Consider the following 16,199-nt stretch of genomic DNA (forward strand, 5'->3'; position numbering starts at 1 on the left):
ATTTAAAAATAAAAAGCCTGGGATATCCCCCGGCTTTTCATTCACCTTGATGACGTTTTTTTAATACCTTTAATACATCATCAAGCGGCAATTGCTGTTCGCGTAATAATACAAGAAGATGATAGAGGAGGTCGGCAGTTTCCCATTTCAATTCTTCTTGATCCCGATTTTTCGCTGCAATGATCACCTCAGACGCCTCTTCCCCTACCTTTTTCAGGATTTTATCGACCCCTTTTTCAAATAGATAGGTTGTATAAGCCCCTTCTGGCATTTCCGCCTGACGCTTTGCAATGACCTGTTCAAGTTCATTTAATATTGCAAAACGTTCCTGCTCTTCGCTCAGGCGTTTCACGCCTTCTTCCGAAAAACAGCTATAGCTGCCAGTATGGCAGGCTGGGCCGCTTGGCGCGACAAGGACAAGCAGAGCGTCCTTGTCACAGTCATATCGAATAGAAATCACTTGCTGGGTATGTCCAGAGGTGGCGCCTTTGTGCCAAAGCTCGTTTCTCGACCGGCTATAAAACCATGTTTCACCGGTCTCCAGCGTTTTTTCATAGGATTCTTGATTCATATATGCAAGCGTCAATACTTCCTTACTTTGAGCATCCTGTACAATCGCAGGAATCAGGCCTGCTTCATTAAAGGTTAATTCATTTGCCTGTTTCATCTGACCTTCACCCCGTATTCTCTCAAATATGTCTTCACCTCTTGAATGGAGGTTTCTTTATAATGGAAAATAGATGCTGCTAATGCTGCATCAGCTTCTCCTTTTGTAAAGGCCTCGAGCATATGCTGAGCATTGCCAGCGCCGCCAGAAGCGATCACTGGCACATTGACCGCCTCTGATACAAGCTTTGTCAATCGATGATCAAAGCCTGTCTTTTCACCATCAGCATCCATACTTGTCAGCAAAATCTCTCCTGCCCCTCTCTGCACAGCTTCCTTCGCCCAGTCGCTGACCTCTAAATCTGTTTGACGGCGTCCTCCGTGTGTATAGACCATGTATGCTTTTTTCTCTTCATCGTATTTTGCATCAATTGCAACAACGATACACTGGGAGCCAAAAAAGTCAGCACCTTCTGAAATCAGTTCCGGTCTTAACACAGCTGCTGTGTTGACAGATACTTTGTCTGCACCCGCTCTTAATATACGCTTCATGTCATCAAGGTGGTTAATCCCGCCTCCCACTGTAAATGGTATCGCAAGCGTAGACGCGACTTGTTTGACTACATCCACCATCGTTTTCCGGCCTTCATGAGAAGCAGATATATCAAGAAAGACGAGTTCATCCGCCCCTTCTTCATCATAGATCTGCGCCAATTCAACCGGATCACCAGCATCTTTTAAGCCAAGGAATTGCACCCCTTTGACAACACGACCTTCCTTCACATCAAGACATGGGATGATTCGTTTTGTCATCATATACGGTCAAGCCCTTCAAATGCTTCTGCTAAAGTAAACTGGTTTGTGTAAAGTGCCTTTCCAACGATCGCACCAGACACACCAGACTGTTTTTGCGCTGACAGCTTTTGAAGATCAGCTACTGCGCTGACACCACCTGAAGCAATCACTTGTTTGCCGGTTGCTTCTGCTAAGCGAACCGTGCTTTCTACATTGGGACCAGACAGCATGCCATCCATTTGAATATCGGTGAAAATAAAGACCTCTGCGCCTTCCTTTGCCAATTCCCTGCCGAGTTCCTCTGCCTTCACTTTAGACGTTTCAAGCCATCCTTCAGTCGATACAAAGCCGTTTCGCGCATCAATCCCAATTGCGATTTTCTCTCCATATTGCGCCAGCATTTTTTTCACAAAGGCTGGGTTAGATACAGCTGAGCTGCCGAGAATCACTCTATCTACGCCGCTCTTTAAATAAAAGGCAACGTCTTCTTCTGTCCGAATACCGCCGCCGATTTGTACCTTCACATCTAAAGAAGAAGCAATCGCCAGCACATGCTCATGATTGACACGTTTCCCTGCTTTTGCACCATCTAGATCCACAAGATGAATCCATGCTGCTCCATCCTTCGCAAATTGCGCGGCCATGTCGAGCGGTGAATCTCCATAAATGGTTTCTTGATCATAATCTCCTTGCACAAGACGTACACATTTGCCATTTCTCATATCAATCGCTGGATATAATGTAAACTCACTCATTTGCTCACCCTCTGTTCGTTTGCTAATTGAATAAATTGTTTGAGCAGCGCCATTCCCGTTGTACTGCTTTTTTCAGGGTGAAACTGTGCTCCAAGCACATTTCCCTTGCCAACAACAGCTGGTACTTGAACACCATAGTCCGCGCTTGCTAATTGCTCATCTGGATTCATATCGCTCACATAATACGAGTGAACAAAGTACGCAAATCCTTCTGGTACACCGTCAAATAATGGGGAGGGCTGATGAAATGTGAGCTCATTCCATCCCATATGAGGTACCTTCAGCCTTTGCCCGTCCTGATCACGGTCCTTTAAAAGAACGACACGCCCTTTTAACAGCCCCAATCCTTTTGTGAGGCCTGCCTCTTCACTTTCTTCAAATAACAGCTGCATGCCAAGGCAAATGCCGAATAACAGCTTTCCTTCCTGCACGACTTGGTGAATAAACGCCTCAAGTCCAGTCTCTTTTAACAGCTCCATTGCATCACGAAACGAACCTACTCCGGGCAATATATAAGCATCTGCTTTTTTCAGCTCCTCCACATCAGAGGAGACGATATAGCGGGCACCTGCTCGTTCCAGTGCTTTTGATACGCTGAACAAATTTCCCATTCCGTAATCAATAACTCCGATCATTAGAGCATCCCCTTTGTTGAAGGAATTCCTTTCACACGTGGATCAATGGTTGTTGCTTCATCTAAGGCACGTGCCATCGCTTTAAAAATGGCTTCAATCATATGGTGTGTATTGGTTCCGTAGTGAACAATGACATGAAGGTTGATCCGGGCTTCAAGTGCAAATTTCCACAGAAACTCATGTACTAGCTCTGTATCAAAGGTACCAACCTTTTGACTCGGAAAAGCCGCTCTCATTTCCAAATGAGGACGGTTACTTAAGTCGACCACGACCTGGGCAAGTGTTTCATCCATCGGAACAAAGCTGGAGCCATACCGCTTAATCCCTTTTTTATCGCCTAACGCTTCCTTAAACATTTGCCCAAGTACAATGCCGATATCTTCTGTTGTGTGGTGATCATCAACATCCGTATCTCCTTTCGCATCGACGGTCAAATTAAAGTGTCCATGCTTCGTAAATAAATCAAGCATGTGCGTCATGAAAGGGACATCTGTTTGAATATCCGCTTTTCCTTCTCCATCAATTTCTAGCGTTAATGAAATGTTCGTTTCATTTGTTTTTCTCGCTGTTTTCGCCTGTCTCATTACGATTCCTCCCGCTTTCTCGCTTCAATCGACCTTGCATGTGCTTCAAGCCCTTCTAATCTGGCAAAAGCCGCAATGCTTTCCCGGTGTGTTTCAAAGGCTTCTTGACTATATGAAATAATGCTCGTTTTCTTTTGAAAATCAGTCACACCAAGCGGACTGGAGAATCGAGCTGTTCCGTTTGTTGGCAGCACATGATTCGGCCCTGCAAAATAATCGCCCACCGGCTCTGGACTATAGCGTCCCAAGAAAATTGCCCCAGCATGCTTGATTTGACCAAGAAGTGATTCTGGGTATGCTGTCAGCACCTCTAAGTGCTCTGGTGCTAATTGATTGATGACGTCTACTGCACGATCGATTGATTCTGTCACGTAAATACGGCCATGATCTTGTATAGATTTTGCTGCGATTGATTTTCTCGGCAAAGTATCAAGCTGCTTTCTTACTTCAGCCTGCACGCTTTCAGCAAGTGTCTTAGACGGTGTTACCAAAATACTAGATGCCAGCGCATCATGCTCTGCCTGTGAAAGTAAATCCGCCGCTACCTCATGTGCGACTGCTGTTTCGTCTGCTAGAACTGCAATTTCACTTGGACCTGCGATCATATCAATGTCTACCTGACCAAATACTTCCCTCTTTGCCAGCGCGACATAAATGTTGCCTGGACCTGTGATTTTATCAACAGGCTTGATGCTTTCCGTTCCATAGGCAAGTGCAGCAACCGCCTGTGCTCCGCCCATTTTATACATTTCTGAAATACCAAGCTCCTTCGCCGCAGCCAGTACAGCGTCTGAGAGACGGCCATCTTTCCCAGGGGGTGTCACAAGTACGATTCGTTCAACGCCAGCGACTAGCGCAGGAATCACATTCATTAATACAGATGATGGATAAGCAGCTGTTCCGCCGGGGACATACACACCTACTGCATCAAGCGGTGTTACCTTTTGTCCAAGCATTGAGCCGTCCTTTTGGTGATAAAACCAAGAGGATGTCAGCTGGCGCTCGTGGTATGTGCGAATATGCTTGATAGCCGTTTGAATAATCTGAACCATCTCTTTATCCAAGCGGTCGCAGGCTTTTGCCATTTCATCCTCTGTGACAAGTGGATCTTCAATCAACACACCGTCAAATTGCTTTGTAAAAGACCGTACAGCTTCATCACCATTTGTTCTCACTTCTTGTATAATGCGCTGAACAGCCTGACGCTGCTCTTCTGTTCCTGTATCTAAGGACCGTTTGAGTGAGAGAGTATCTGTCTCACCTTCTTGTAGATAGGTGATGTTCATGATGATTCCTCCCCTTCTCCAATGATTCTTGCAAGACGCTGCGCCATTTCATCGATCACCGTATCCTTCATCCTATAGCTCACAGGATTGACAATAAAACGTGACGTGATATCACAAATATGTTCCGTTTCCACAAGTCCATTTTCTTTTAGTGTTTGACCTGTAGAGACAATATCTACAATGCGATCGGCAAGCCCAATGAGCGGTGCTAATTCTATGGAACCATTCAGCTTAATGATCTCCACCTGCTCCCCTTGCTCTCTAAAATAGGACGATGCGACATTTGGGTACTTTGTTGCCACACGCGGTGCGACACCACCCCAGCTCGCTCCTGGCAAGCCAGCAACAGCTAAATGACATTTACTGATGTTTAAATCGAGCACTTCGTACACATCACGAGCTTCTTCGAGCATGACATCCTTCCCTGCAATGCCAACATCCGCCACGCCGTGCTCTACGTAGGTGGTCACATCCATTGGCTTGGCTAAAATAAAGCGGAGGTTTTCTTCTGGTACATCAATGATTAATTTTCTTGAATCCTCGAATTCCTCTGGCAGCTGGTACCCCGCCTGTCTTAACAGCCCTGCTGCTTCTTCAAATATCCGGCCCTTTGGCATCGCCATCGTCAACACTTTACCCATTCCGCTCTTCCTTTCTAGCGCCGATAAAATAAGTCACCTGTTCAAATGCCTTGGTCATCGCGTCAATATTTTCAATCCCCGCTAAGTCTTGCAGGACGATCTTTTTCCCTTTTGACCGCTCCTTTTCTGCAAAAGCAAAGGCTTCCAGTCTTTGTTCTTTACTAAAAATCACAGCCTCCTGCGGCTCAATGATTTCTTTTGCATCGAGCGCTTCAAGAAGACGGTCTAGTCGAAGTCCGAACCCTGTAGCTGGTGCAGGTGCATCAAAGTGAGCAAGCAATTGATCATATCTCCCGCCGCTTCCGATGACCGACCCAACATGATCTGCAAATACTTCAAACAAAATACCCGTATAATAGCTCATATGACTCACCATGCTTAAATCTAAACGGATATATTCTGTACAGCCGTAATCTTCAAGTGTCTCCCAAAGCGACTTTAACTGTGCGAGCACCTCTTTTCCTTCTTGTGAAACGACGATTTCCTCTGCCCGCTCTATAACCTCTTGGCCGCCTCTTAACTCTAAAAGCTGTAACAGCCTCGTTTTATCGATGGAGGAAAGCGGTAATTGTTTCACATGCTGACGGTATCCCACATAATTCTTTTCATATAAGAAGCGGCGAAGGACGTTTGCACGCTCTGTATTTCCGAGTACATCAACAAATAACGTTTCTGCTAAAGCGACATGCCCGATCGCGATTTTGAAGGACCTTAGCCCGGCATTTTTTAAGGCAAATACGGCAAGCGCGATGACTTCAGCATCTGCACTAATCGAACCATCACCAATCAATTCAATTCCGACCTGCTCAAATTCTGACGGCCTTCCGCCTTCTCTTTCCTGGGCGCGGAACACATTGGCTGCATACCCAACACGAAGCGGATACGCCTGTTCATGAAGCTTAGAAGCCGCCACCCTTGCAATCGGACCTGTCATATCAGGTCTCAGCACTAGAGTTTGCCCGTTTTGATCAAGAAGCTTAAAAAGCTGTGTATCAGTAATCGCCGATTGAACACCGACTGTATCGTAAAATTCAAGCGTTGGTGTCTCCATCAAACGGAAACCCCAACCAGTCATGACCTCTGTTAAGGAATGCCTCACTTTTTTTTTCGTCTCATACAATCCAGGTAATGAATCCCGCATTCCATATGGTTTCTCAAACATAAACATGTTTCTTCCGCACCTCCAACACATTAAAACAAAAAATTCCGAATCCTTTAGTTCGCTAATATGATAATATGCTAACAAAATAAAGTGATTAAATCAATCATTTTTATTTCTCCCTATTTTCATCAACATATTCTGGAATTATTACATTCAAGTGACACCTGTGCCTTTTCTGTATGTTCGATGAAGGAACGTGCTATAATACTTAAAAATATTGAATAACACAGGAGATTAACAGTGAAGTTCATCCAGACATTCATCTTAACTTTGTTGTGCGCATGTCTTGTTTATTTCGGCTTTATATACGTTTCACAAATCGATCAAGTCAAGAAAACAGCTTCGCCGCAAAAAGCAGCAAAAGAAAACGATACAGCACTTGCGGCTGAAGAAACTCGTTCAACGAAAAAAGCAGAAACCACACATCATTCATTAAAAGGAAGCAAAAAAGCCATGGACGTCATTCTCTACAATCAAATGGATGCGCCAAGGCTTTATAACGGATGCGAAGTCACGAGCTTAGCGATGCTGCTTCATTACAGCGGCTATGAGCAAGTAACGAAAAACACATTGGCAAATGAAATCAAACGCGTTCCGCTCAATTATGAAAATGGCTTAAAAGGAGACCCTCATGACGGGTTTGTAGGCGATATGGAGAATGGACCGGGTCTTGGGGTTTACCACGAACCGATTTATCAGCTTGCGAAAAAATACGCGGGCGATCAAGTAGTCGACTTAACCGGAAAGCCTGTTAAAAAGGCCATCTATCAATCCCTTGAAAAAGGCTATCCTGTCTGGGTGATTACGACATCCACCTTTGACAAAACAGATAACATCGAAACATGGAATACACCAAATGGCAAAATAGATGTAAGCTTTAATATGCATAGCGTGGTCATCACAGGCTATGACAAGGAGCATGTCTACTTGAATAACCCCTATGGAGAAAAGAATCAAAAAGTCGACCGTGATCAATTTGAAGATTCTTGGGAACAGATGGGCAGTCAGGCGATTATCATTAAAGCGTAAAAAAACAACCTCTATTCACGTAGAGGTTGTTTTTATTGCTTCATTTTCCTAGTAATTCCTTCAGGCGGTCTTCAAGCTTTTCAGCTGTCATCGCACCTCCGCCCAGGCTGAAGTATTCATCCCCTCTTTTTAATAAAAGTGTAGGATAGCCGTTCACATGAAGTTGATGAACCTTCGCAAAGTCGGCATACGCATCATTCATCGCTTCTTTTGTTTTCATGCGTTCTATGACTGCGTCAGGATCAAGATGATGCGCCAAAGCGATCTCCCGATACGTTTCTTCATCACTCAGGCTTTTTCCGTCTTGATAAAAAGCCTTTTGCATCGATGAAGCCAAGTACAATGCGTGCTCAGGTGCGATGGATCTTAATGCAGAAAAACCAATGGCCGCAGCCTCAGAGTCTAAAAGAAACGTTCCGTTTGCTAACAGCTTCTGATAACGTTCACCAAACTCGGCACCAGTCAGCTGACTAATACGCTGATTTGCTTCTGGAATGTGTGGATAATCCTTTATTGGAAGACTTCTTTCTCCTACAAATAAACCACCCGACACAAGTGTTAATGATATCTCCGGATGATTTTCATGCAAAGTGCGGATACTGTTTGAAAATCCATAACACCAGCCACAATACGCATCCCATACATAGATGAAAGACAATTCTTGCTCATTCATACGTTAGACTCCCTATTTATCGTTTTTAGGCGGCCATGAAACTGCTTATTCAGCTTCAGATACAACGGTAAAACGTTCTCCAACATGGGCTGCCTGCTCCACCTCATCAACGAGCGCAATGGCGTAGTCAGCATAGCTCACATAGCTGTCACCTTTAGAATTGACAATCAGATGGTCTTTCCCTTTCACGTAAGAACCTGTACGTTTGCCAGCTGGATTAAAGAATGCAGCTGGGCTGAGGAAGGTCCATTTTAATCCCTCTGTCTGTTGAAGATCTTTTAGGTTTTCTCCTTGCTGTGAAGCCGTAGCAGCATATTCTTTAGGAAACTCTGGTGTGTCCACTAGTCTTGTTGTTTTCGCCTCATCTACAAATAGACTTCCTGCTCCGCCCACAACGATCAAACGAGTCTCAGGTGCCTCTTTTAAAATATCGATCAGCTTTTTCCCAGCTTCTACGTGAAGATGCTCTTTTCCAGCAGGTGCGCCAAATGCATTTACAATCACATCAAAGCCTTTGATGTCTTCTGCTTGCAAGTGAAACACATCCTTCTCAAGAACAGATAGAGATGAATCTGTCACCTTTTGTGCATCACGGACGATTGCCGTTACTTCATGTCCTCTTGATCGAGCCTCTTTCACAATTTCTTGTCCTGCTTTACCTGTTGCGCCAATAATTCCAATTTTCATGTTAACTCCTCCTGCAATATGATTTTATGTTGATAAAGAAAGGTGTAACTAATACGGTTACAACAGAGGTAAAAAAAATTGAATTGATCATCCAATTTTTTTGATTAGCACATGCGTTAGTTCACTTAATTTGATCTCAGCAAGCACTTGCTCCATCGCACTTTGAGCGCGGCATAAAATTAATTCAAGCACCGCTTGAATATTTGCACCGATCGGACAGTCAGGATTTGGGCTTTCATGAATTTGAAACAATTCTCCCTCATCCACGACTTCAACCGCTTTATACACATCGAGCAGTGTGATGTCGTCTTCACTGCGGTTCAGCTGAGAACCACCTTTGCCAAGACTCGTTGAGATTAGACCTGCTTTTTTTAATTTACTCATAATGCGGCGGATGACCACTGGGTTTGTATTCACACTTCCCGCGATATCCTCCGATGTCTGTAATGATCCTTTTTCAAGTGATAGCAAGGCCAGAATATGGACAGCGACAGTAAATCTGCTGCTGATTTTCATGTTTTCTCACCTCTGTTGTAATCATTATAGTTACACCATGTCACATTGTCAACAAAAAAGTCTGCCGAGCTACTCAGCAGACGTAGATTGACGTGCTTCCATTTCTTCTTTCGTATAAATCATGCGCATTGGATTACCTCCAACAAATGAGCCTGCTGGGACATCCTTATGAACAAGTGTACCAGCCGATACGATCGCTCCATCCCCAATGGTCACACCAGGTAAAATAGTTGAATTAGCTCCAATTAAGACTTCATCACCAATATAGACTTCCCCAAGTCGGTACTCTTTAATCAAATACTCATGGGACAAGATGGTTGTGTTATAGCCGATCACACTATTTCGACCGACAGTGATTTTCTCAGGAAACATCAGATCAACCATCACCATTAAGGCGAACGCCGTATCCTCGCCGACCTTCATACGAAGAAAGGTTCGGTAAATCCAATTTTTCATTCCCATAAAAGGCGTGTACCTTGCCATTTGAATAAAAATGAAATTTTTCACCACTTTGAAAAAGGGAACTGTCCGATAGACTTGCCGCAGCGAATTGACCCCTTTTACAGGATAACGATCTGTTTTTCTCAACTTAATCAGCTCCAACAATCGCCAGGAGATCACTCATTTTCTTCAGCATGAAATCAGGGCGATGCTTTAAAAGGGCCTCTTCTCCCTTAATCGACCAAGCAACACCTGCCGTCTTTGTCCCTGCCGCTTGACCAGACAAAATGTCGTGATAATTATCACCGACCATCACCGCTTCATGCGGATCACTGCCGAGCTTTGATAATGCCAGCTGAACAGGCTCCGGATGCGGCTTCTCATTTTGGACATCATCGAGCGTCACAATGACCTCAAAGAACGGCTCTAAACCGGTCAGCTTCAATCCCATTAAAACCGTATCCCGTATCTTCGTTGTGACAATACCGAGCTTAAATCCTCGATCCTGCAGGACTTTCAATGTGTCGATAACGGTCTCATATTCAGTCACAAGCAGATCATGCTGCTTATGATTAAACGTGCGGTACATCTGAATCATGTCATCTGTCAAATCAGGGTCCATCGCAGAAAATGTATCAAACAAGGACGGACCAATGAAATGAAGAATATCCTCACGGCTGTACTGACCAGGATAATAATGGTCCAGCGTATGCTGAAATGAAGCAATAATTAATTCATTTGTATTGATTAATGTGCCATCTAAATCAAATAGCACTGTGTTGATCGTTGATTCGTTCATATGGCTTCCTTTCTAACAGCTGCATGTTCCCGCTTCCGCCAAATATAGCTAATGGCAGCTGTCAATAAAATTGCAGAAATCAGGCGGATCACAAGAAGCGGCCATACCGGAATACCAAGTGGAATAAAAACCAGCGTATCTTCGACCACCGCATGGCAGGCAACAAGGAAAATAAAAGCAAGGGTTAAGTCCTTTTTACTCACACCGTCCTCTTCCACTGCCTTCATCATCACACCGGCTCCATAAGCGAGACCAATCGTTAATCCAGCCACCATCGTCATAGACGTATTTTCTTTCATTCCAAGCATTCTAGTAAAAGGTGACAGCCACTTAGACAGTGTATGGAGCCACCCTAAATCTCTCATGAATTGAATGATGATCATGAGCGGGATAACGATACAGGCAAGCTGCAGCACACCGAGTACTGCTTTTTGTAAAGCAAGAAGGACGATCATGTACCAGCTGGAAGGCACATCAGCCGCCTGAGCTGCACTCAAAAGTCCATATTGCGCCGGCTCCTCGCCTCCCTGCCAAACGAGATGAATGACAATAGCAGAAATAACAGCAAGACTGATTCTGACCAGCAAAATCACAGATACTCTCAGTCCAACCTTTGCTGCCACTGTTGATTCGATGATCAAGTTATGGCAAAAGGACAGCATCACTGCCAAAATAAACACTTCCTTCACAGGAAGCTCTAATGTCAAAATGGCAGCAATCCCCGCATACAAATTCAGCATATTTCCTAATACAAGCGGAATAGCCGCTTCCCCCGAAAGACCAAACAGTCCCATAAATGGCTGAATGAATCGGATGATCCAATCCATGACAGGCGTATGCTGCAAGATACTGACGAGAATGGTCACTGGAAAGATGACTTTACCAAGTGTCCAAGTTGTCGACAGCCCTGCTTTCAAGCCGTTTTTCCATGTCTCTCCCATCTTCTTCTGATCCCCCCTGCTTAATTCGATGAGTTGTTCTCTTTATACGGAATCGATGCGTATCCTTTCATTCTTCTAAAGAAAATCAGTAGAACAGCCACTGCGAATATCGCAATCGAAATCATCTGTGCGATTCGAAGATGCTCTGTCAGCATTAAGCTGTCTGTTCTCATCCCTTCAATGAAGAAACGGCCGATTGAATACCAAATTAAATAAGACAAGAAGATTTCGCCTCTGCGCAGCGAAGTTCTGCGTAATAAAATCAAGATGACAACACCAACAAGATTCCATAATGATTCGTATAAGAACGTCGGGTGATAATAGGTACCATCAATATACATTTGATTAATGATAAACTCAGGCAGATGCAAATTTTCTAAAAAGGTTCTTGAAACCGCCTCACCGTGTGCTTCTTGGTTAATAAAGTTCCCCCAGCGTCCAATTGCCTGCCCTAGTAAAATACTAGGTGCTGCGACGTCAGCTATTTTCCAAAAGGATACCTTTCTCACTTTTGTAAAAATGATGGCTGTCAGCACGGCACCGATCAGCCCGCCGTGAATCGCAATTCCACCATTCCAAATCTTAATGATTTCGTTTGGGTGCTGCTGATAGTAATCCCATTCGAAGGATACATAATAAATTCGGGCACAAATAATCGCTATTGGAATGGCAAATAAGATTAAGTCAATAAACAGATCTTTATTGATTCCTCTTTTTTCACATTCTCTCAAGGCGAGCCAAAGTCCAAGCAAGGCCCCGACCCCAATAATCACACCATACCAATGAACCGAAATAGGTCCGAGGTGAAAAGCAATCGGATCAATTGGCTGAATTGCTTCGTTCATATAGTCAACTCCTATTCATCCTGGCCATTGTCTTCAATGACATCAGCAAGTTTACTTGTAAATTGTTCTGCTGCATTATGTCCCATACGTTTCAGCCTGAAGTTCATCGCAGCCACCTCAATGATGACCGCTAAGTTTCGTCCTGGCCGCACAGGGATCGTCAGCTTCGGCACATCTGTATCGATGATGCGCATTTTCTCTTCTTCAAGTCCTAAACGATCATACTGTTTGCCTTGTTCCCAAAGCTCAAGGTTCATTACAATCGTAATTCTCTTATAGCTTCTGACAGCGCCTGCTCCAAATAAGGTCATCACATTAATAATGCCTAACCCGCGGATTTCTAAAAGATGTTCAATCAGCTCAGGTGCGCTCCCGACTAACGTATCCTGATCCTCTTGACGGATTTCCACGCAATCGTCTGCAACCAGCCGATGTCCCCTCTTCACTAATTCTAAGGCTGTTTCACTTTTCCCTACTCCGCTTTTCCCAATTAATAATACACCTACACCATATACATCTACGAGCACCCCATGAATGGCAGTCGTTGGTGCAAGCTTACTTTCTAAAAAGTTGGTCAATCGACTCGAAAGTCTTGTCGTTTTTAGACTAGATCGTAAAACAGGCACGCCATTTTCATTTGATGCTTCGATTAATTCCTTCGGGACATCACGATCTCGTGACAAAATAATGGCAGGGGTAATATCTGTACAAAGAGACATCATTCTCTGCTTTCGTTCGCGTTCTGGGAGCTGTTCAAAAAAAGAAAGCTCTGTTTTCCCTAAAAGTTGAACTCTTTCTTTTGGATAATATGTAAAATAACCAGCCATTTCAATACCTGGCCTGGAAAGATCACTGATTGTAATGGGACGATTAATCCCTTCTTCCCCACTTACCAGTTCAAGATGAAATTGTTCCATTATGTCCTTCGTACGAACTTTCGGCACGCTTCTTCCTCCTTTTATCACAGGCGATTCAGAAATACAGCTCTATTTTATCACTTTCAATGATGAACCCAAAACAGTATTTTATCCTGTTCCTGTTTCACCGCCCTAACTGGTATAGACAACTATACTTAAAAAGAGTAAACTTAAATGAAAGATAACGAATAAGGGGGCTCAAACATGAGCGGTTCTTTATTGCTCTCCAACATTCATATTGTGACAAAGACAAAGGTCATTGAAAACGGTTTTGTCGGTTTACGCGATGGCAAGATTGACTATATTTCAACATCACCACCGACAGGAAATTATGAAAAAGTATATATTTCCCGGGAAAACTTTTATTTACTCCCTGGAATGATTGATATTCACATCCATGGCGGATATGGTGCAGACATGATGGATGCGACGGCAGAAGCGATGAATACACTCGCTGACAACCTACCGTCAGAAGGAACGACAAGTTTTTTAGCGACAACCATCACACAAAACCATCATGAAATTGAGCATGCACTTAAAAATGTCGCTCAGTGGAAACAAAGTAATGAAGCACAAGCAGGAAATCAGGCACAATGTATAGGAATCCACCTCGAAGGTCCATTTATTTCTAAAGATAAGGCAGGAGCACAGCCTGTTCAATGGATTAAACAGCCTGATATTCCGCTTTTTAAAAAATGGCTGGATGCTTCTGATCAGCTCATTCGAATTGTCACGTTTGCACCTGAGGAAGACACAGATTTTGCATTTCTTTCTCTATTACAGGAAAAGAACATTATCCCTTCTATTGGACATACGAATGCCCATCATGACATGATCAATTTAGCAGCTAAGCATGGTGCACGCCATGTAACGCACCTTTATAACGCAATAAGTTCGTTTCAGCACCGTGAACCGAACGCTGTAGGTGCTGCTCTTACGAACGAGAATCTTCATACTGAGCTGATCACAGATGGGATTCACTCCCATCCTCTTTCCATCAAGCTTGCGTATTTGGCAAAAGGAAGTGATCGTTTAATCATGATCACAGACTCGATGCGTGCAAAAGGGCTTGGGAATGGAACGTATGAATTTGGCGGTCAGACGGTCACAGTCAGCGGCGAAAAAGCATTGCTGGACGATGGTACACTTGCAGGATCGATTTTGCGAATGAAAGATGGCGTCAGACGGATGAAACAGCTCACTGATTGTGATTGGACAGAGATTGCGAAGATGACCTCAACCAATGCGGCCGCTCAGCTGGGACTTGATCAACAGCTCGGTTCCATCGAAGTTGGAAAACTAGCAGATCTGGTGATTTGGGATGAATCTGGTGAACTGATGATGACGATCTGCCGTGGACAAATCGTCTTTGAAAAAAAGGAGGCCAACCACTAATGAACATCATCGAATTTGAAAGCAAAGATCAATTAGGAAAAGAAGCAGCTGCCATTATTGCAAGGACAATAGCTGCTAAACCTGATGCCGTACTCGGCCTAGCAACGGGCGGTACACCTATTGAAACTTACAAAGAGTTAATTCAACTTCATCAAGCGCATCAATTGTCTTTCAAGCAAACAAAAACAATCAATTTAGATGAATATGCAGGACTTGATCCAGAACACGAAAATAGTTATATGACCTACATGAAACGTCATTTATTTGACCATATTGATCTCCCTCACGATCAGTATTTTCTTCCAAATGGCAATGCAGCTCATTTAGAAAAGGAATGCTTAAGATATGACCAGCTCATTGAGGATGTAGGCGGCATCGATCTTCAGCTCCTTGGAATCGGTCAAAATGGGCATATCGGTTTTAATGAACCAGGTACCCCTTTCAACTCAAAGACTCATGTCGTGCAGTTAGATGAAAACACGAGACAGGCTAACGCAAGATACTTTTCTTCTATTGATGAGGTACCTACACATGCCATCACAATGGGAATCGCGAGCATTCTTTCAAGTAAAAAGATTCTCCTTCTTGCTTCGGGAAAATCAAAAGCGAAAGTGATACAATATTTAGAACAGGCAGAAATTCATCCGGACTTCCCAGCGTCTGCACTGAAACTTCATGAAGATGTAACGGTCTTGATTGATCGAGAAGCTGGATCACTACGCTAAAAACGAGAGGATTTTCACATGTTTATTGATAAGCAGTCACCTATTCCGATGTACCATCAGATTATGGAGAACCTGAAAAAACAGATTGAGGATGGAACATTAGCACCTGATACACTCATTCCTTCTGAAAGAGAATATGCCGAACGCTTTGGTATTAGTCGAATGACTGTCAGACAAGCCTTATCGAATCTTGTGAACGAAGGATATTTGTATCGACAAAAAGGAAAAGGCACCTTTGTAAGCCGAAAAAAATTTGAACAGCCGCTTCAAGGCTTAACAAGCTTTTCAGAGGATATGCGCCAGCGAGGGCTCAAAGCATCAAGCCAGCTGATTGACTTTAAAAAAACCGCATGTCCAGAGCACTTGCTGCCAGTCTTACACCTGTCAAATAGTGATGCTGTATTTGAACTAAAACGAATACGCCTTGCAAATGATGAACCGATGGCGATTGAAACGAGCTATATACCTGAAAGATTTGCCGGAGATTTAACAAAGGAACATTTAACGGGCTCTTTATATGAATATATAGAAACTCACACTGGACATGTCATTGCTCATGCCAAACAGGAGCTTGAAGCCAATGTTGCCTCAAAGGAAGAAGCACACTTGCTGTCTATTTCAGCAAGCGATCCTGTGCTGTCCATAACAAGAACGACTTTTTTTCAACAAGACATTCCATTTGAGTATGTTGTTTCCGTTTATAGAGGGGATCGTTACAAGCTCATTCATACAATGGAAAGATAAACAGTGCCCCTGACACGGAGCAC

Annotated in this window: 20 protein-coding genes; 4 read left to right on the top strand and 16 right to left on the bottom strand. The window is 43.7% G+C overall.

Going from position 1 to position 16,199, the window contains the following annotated elements:
* Positions 1 to 37 precede the first annotated feature (37 nt).
* From hisIE to NSU11_RS16795, 8 genes are read right to left on the bottom strand one after another with little or no spacing between them, the layout of a single operon-like run.
* Positions 38 to 667, bottom strand: coding sequence for a bifunctional phosphoribosyl-AMP cyclohydrolase/phosphoribosyl-ATP diphosphatase HisIE (gene hisIE, locus NSU11_RS16760; RefSeq protein ID WP_024423556.1), 630 nt, complete (start codon positions 665 to 667; stop codon positions 38 to 40).
* A complete protein-coding gene (gene hisF / locus NSU11_RS16765) occupies positions 664 to 1,422 on the bottom strand; it encodes an imidazole glycerol phosphate synthase subunit HisF (RefSeq protein ID WP_024423557.1) in 759 nt (252 codons plus the stop codon). Before hisF ends, hisIE begins: the two co-directional genes overlap by 4 nt.
* Entirely contained in the window at positions 1,419 to 2,156 is a 738-nt protein-coding gene (hisA, locus tag NSU11_RS16770; RefSeq protein ID WP_149126247.1) for a 1-(5-phosphoribosyl)-5-[(5-phosphoribosylamino)methylideneamino]imidazole-4-carboxamide isomerase, read from the bottom strand. The genes hisF and hisA overlap by 4 nt, the downstream gene beginning before the upstream one ends.
* The gene (gene hisH / locus NSU11_RS16775) at positions 2,153 to 2,791 is read right to left on the bottom strand and encodes an imidazole glycerol phosphate synthase subunit HisH (protein WP_149126246.1); all 639 of its coding nucleotides are present in this window, start codon (positions 2,789 to 2,791) and stop codon (positions 2,153 to 2,155) included. Before hisH ends, hisA begins: the two co-directional genes overlap by 4 nt.
* Positions 2,791 to 3,375, bottom strand: coding sequence for an imidazoleglycerol-phosphate dehydratase HisB (hisB, locus tag NSU11_RS16780; RefSeq protein ID WP_122631966.1), 585 nt, complete (start codon positions 3,373 to 3,375; stop codon positions 2,791 to 2,793). The genes hisH and hisB overlap by 1 nt, the downstream gene beginning before the upstream one ends.
* Positions 3,375 to 4,661 carry a histidinol dehydrogenase gene (gene hisD / locus NSU11_RS16785; protein WP_024427669.1) on the bottom strand — a complete coding sequence of 429 codons (1,287 nt, stop codon included), beginning with the start codon at positions 4,659 to 4,661 and terminating at the stop codon, positions 3,375 to 3,377. Before hisD ends, hisB begins: the two co-directional genes overlap by 1 nt.
* Positions 4,658 to 5,302, bottom strand: coding sequence for an ATP phosphoribosyltransferase (gene hisG / locus NSU11_RS16790; RefSeq protein WP_024427668.1), 645 nt, complete (start codon positions 5,300 to 5,302; stop codon positions 4,658 to 4,660). Before hisG ends, hisD begins: the two co-directional genes overlap by 4 nt.
* Complete coding sequence (locus NSU11_RS16795) at positions 5,295 to 6,470, bottom strand: ATP phosphoribosyltransferase regulatory subunit (RefSeq protein ID WP_044334248.1); 1,176 nt, start codon at positions 6,468 to 6,470, stop codon at positions 5,295 to 5,297. The genes hisG and NSU11_RS16795 overlap by 8 nt, the downstream gene beginning before the upstream one ends.
* A 234-nt stretch (positions 6,471 to 6,704) precedes the next feature.
* On the opposite strand from NSU11_RS16795, the gene NSU11_RS16800 reads away from it, so the two are divergent.
* Complete coding sequence (locus NSU11_RS16800) at positions 6,705 to 7,493, top strand: C39 family peptidase (protein ID WP_024427666.1); 789 nt, start codon at positions 6,705 to 6,707, stop codon at positions 7,491 to 7,493.
* Between the two features lie 40 nt (positions 7,494 to 7,533).
* On the opposite strand, the gene NSU11_RS16805 is transcribed toward NSU11_RS16800, so the two are convergent.
* The 8 genes from NSU11_RS16805 to hprK form a co-directional block, all read right to left on the bottom strand.
* Complete coding sequence (locus NSU11_RS16805; RefSeq protein WP_044334247.1) at positions 7,534 to 8,166, bottom strand: DsbA family protein; 633 nt, start codon at positions 8,164 to 8,166, stop codon at positions 7,534 to 7,536.
* A 45-nt stretch (positions 8,167 to 8,211) separates the two neighbouring features.
* Positions 8,212 to 8,853 carry an NAD(P)-dependent oxidoreductase gene (locus tag NSU11_RS16810; RefSeq protein ID WP_206534292.1) on the bottom strand — a complete coding sequence of 214 codons (642 nt, stop codon included), beginning with the start codon at positions 8,851 to 8,853 and terminating at the stop codon, positions 8,212 to 8,214.
* Between the two features lie 87 nt (positions 8,854 to 8,940).
* Positions 8,941 to 9,369, bottom strand: a complete 429-nt coding sequence (locus NSU11_RS16815) for an Rrf2 family transcriptional regulator (RefSeq protein ID WP_024423567.1) — start codon at positions 9,367 to 9,369, stop codon at positions 8,941 to 8,943.
* A 69-nt stretch (positions 9,370 to 9,438) separates the two neighbouring features.
* Entirely contained in the window at positions 9,439 to 9,957 is a 519-nt protein-coding gene (locus NSU11_RS16820; RefSeq protein ID WP_024423568.1) for an acyltransferase, read from the bottom strand.
* Position 9,958: 1 nt separating this feature from the next.
* Entirely contained in the window at positions 9,959 to 10,609 is a 651-nt protein-coding gene (gene ppaX, locus NSU11_RS16825) for a pyrophosphatase PpaX (RefSeq protein WP_024423569.1), read from the bottom strand.
* Positions 10,606 to 11,550, bottom strand: coding sequence for a nucleoside recognition domain-containing protein (locus tag NSU11_RS16830; protein WP_024423570.1), 945 nt, complete (start codon positions 11,548 to 11,550; stop codon positions 10,606 to 10,608). The genes ppaX and NSU11_RS16830 overlap by 4 nt, the downstream gene beginning before the upstream one ends.
* Before the next feature lie 20 nt (positions 11,551 to 11,570).
* Positions 11,571 to 12,395 (bottom strand): prolipoprotein diacylglyceryl transferase, encoded by an 825-nt coding sequence (lgt, locus tag NSU11_RS16835; protein ID WP_103131662.1) that lies wholly within the window; start codon positions 12,393 to 12,395, stop codon positions 11,571 to 11,573.
* A gap of 11 nt (positions 12,396 to 12,406) precedes the next feature.
* Positions 12,407 to 13,339 (bottom strand): HPr(Ser) kinase/phosphatase, encoded by a 933-nt coding sequence (gene hprK / locus NSU11_RS16840; RefSeq protein ID WP_024423572.1) that lies wholly within the window; start codon positions 13,337 to 13,339, stop codon positions 12,407 to 12,409.
* A 177-nt stretch (positions 13,340 to 13,516) separates the two neighbouring features.
* Between hprK and nagA the strand changes: the two genes are divergently transcribed.
* Genes nagA through NSU11_RS16855 form a run of 3 tightly spaced genes read left to right on the top strand, consistent with a single transcriptional unit; the run spans position 13,517 to position 16,176 of the window.
* Positions 13,517 to 14,707, top strand: coding sequence for an N-acetylglucosamine-6-phosphate deacetylase (gene nagA, locus NSU11_RS16845; RefSeq protein ID WP_171464713.1), 1,191 nt, complete (start codon positions 13,517 to 13,519; stop codon positions 14,705 to 14,707).
* Positions 14,707 to 15,432 carry a glucosamine-6-phosphate deaminase gene (nagB, locus tag NSU11_RS16850; RefSeq protein ID WP_171464714.1) on the top strand — a complete coding sequence of 242 codons (726 nt, stop codon included), beginning with the start codon at positions 14,707 to 14,709 and terminating at the stop codon, positions 15,430 to 15,432. Before nagA ends, nagB begins: the two co-directional genes overlap by 1 nt.
* 18 nt (positions 15,433 to 15,450) lie before the next feature.
* Positions 15,451 to 16,176: a GntR family transcriptional regulator gene (locus tag NSU11_RS16855; RefSeq protein ID WP_171464715.1), complete on the top strand. Its 726-nt coding sequence runs from the start codon at positions 15,451 to 15,453 to the stop codon at positions 16,174 to 16,176.
* Positions 16,177 to 16,199: the final 23 nt, after the last annotated feature.

Source organism: Bacillus sp. FSL R5-0712 (assembly GCF_038593285.1).
In the GTDB taxonomy this organism is placed as follows: Bacteria; Bacillota; Bacilli; order Bacillales; family Bacillaceae; genus Bacillus; species Bacillus safensis.

What these genes read in the sequence shown, in the direction of transcription:
- NSU11_RS16810 (WP_206534292.1), bottom strand. Translation starts at nt 8,853, where the DNA reads ATGAAAATTGGAATTATTGGCGCAACAGGTAAAGCAGGACAAGAAATT.
- NSU11_RS16805 (WP_044334247.1), bottom strand. Translation starts at nt 8,166, where the DNA reads ATGAATGAGCAAGAATTGTCTTTCATCTATGTATGGGATGCGTATTGT.
- NSU11_RS16830 (WP_024423570.1), bottom strand. Translation starts at nt 11,550, where the DNA reads ATGGGAGAGACATGGAAAAACGGCTTGAAAGCAGGGCTGTCGACAACT.
- hisIE (WP_024423556.1), bottom strand. Translation starts at nt 667, where the DNA reads ATGAAACAGGCAAATGAATTAACCTTTAATGAAGCAGGCCTGATTCCT.
- hisF (WP_024423557.1), bottom strand. Translation starts at nt 1,422, where the DNA reads ATGATGACAAAACGAATCATCCCATGTCTTGATGTGAAGGAAGGTCGT.
- nagB (WP_171464714.1), top strand. Translation starts at nt 14,707, where the DNA reads ATGAACATCATCGAATTTGAAAGCAAAGATCAATTAGGAAAAGAAGCA.
- hisB (WP_122631966.1), bottom strand. Translation starts at nt 3,375, where the DNA reads ATGAGACAGGCGAAAACAGCGAGAAAAACAAATGAAACGAACATTTCA.
- hisA (WP_149126247.1), bottom strand. Translation starts at nt 2,156, where the DNA reads ATGAGTGAGTTTACATTATATCCAGCGATTGATATGAGAAATGGCAAA.
- lgt (WP_103131662.1), bottom strand. Translation starts at nt 12,395, where the DNA reads ATGAACGAAGCAATTCAGCCAATTGATCCGATTGCTTTTCACCTCGGA.
- NSU11_RS16815 (WP_024423567.1), bottom strand. Translation starts at nt 9,369, where the DNA reads ATGAAAATCAGCAGCAGATTTACTGTCGCTGTCCATATTCTGGCCTTG.
- ppaX (WP_024423569.1), bottom strand. Translation starts at nt 10,609, where the DNA reads ATGAACGAATCAACGATCAACACAGTGCTATTTGATTTAGATGGCACA.
- hisG (WP_024427668.1), bottom strand. Translation starts at nt 5,302, where the DNA reads ATGGGTAAAGTGTTGACGATGGCGATGCCAAAGGGCCGGATATTTGAA.
- NSU11_RS16855 (WP_171464715.1), top strand. Translation starts at nt 15,451, where the DNA reads ATGTTTATTGATAAGCAGTCACCTATTCCGATGTACCATCAGATTATG.
- hisD (WP_024427669.1), bottom strand. Translation starts at nt 4,661, where the DNA reads ATGAACATCACCTATCTACAAGAAGGTGAGACAGATACTCTCTCACTC.
- nagA (WP_171464713.1), top strand. Translation starts at nt 13,517, where the DNA reads ATGAGCGGTTCTTTATTGCTCTCCAACATTCATATTGTGACAAAGACA.
- NSU11_RS16795 (WP_044334248.1), bottom strand. Translation starts at nt 6,470, where the DNA reads ATGTTTATGTTTGAGAAACCATATGGAATGCGGGATTCATTACCTGGA.
- hisH (WP_149126246.1), bottom strand. Translation starts at nt 2,791, where the DNA reads ATGATCGGAGTTATTGATTACGGAATGGGAAATTTGTTCAGCGTATCA.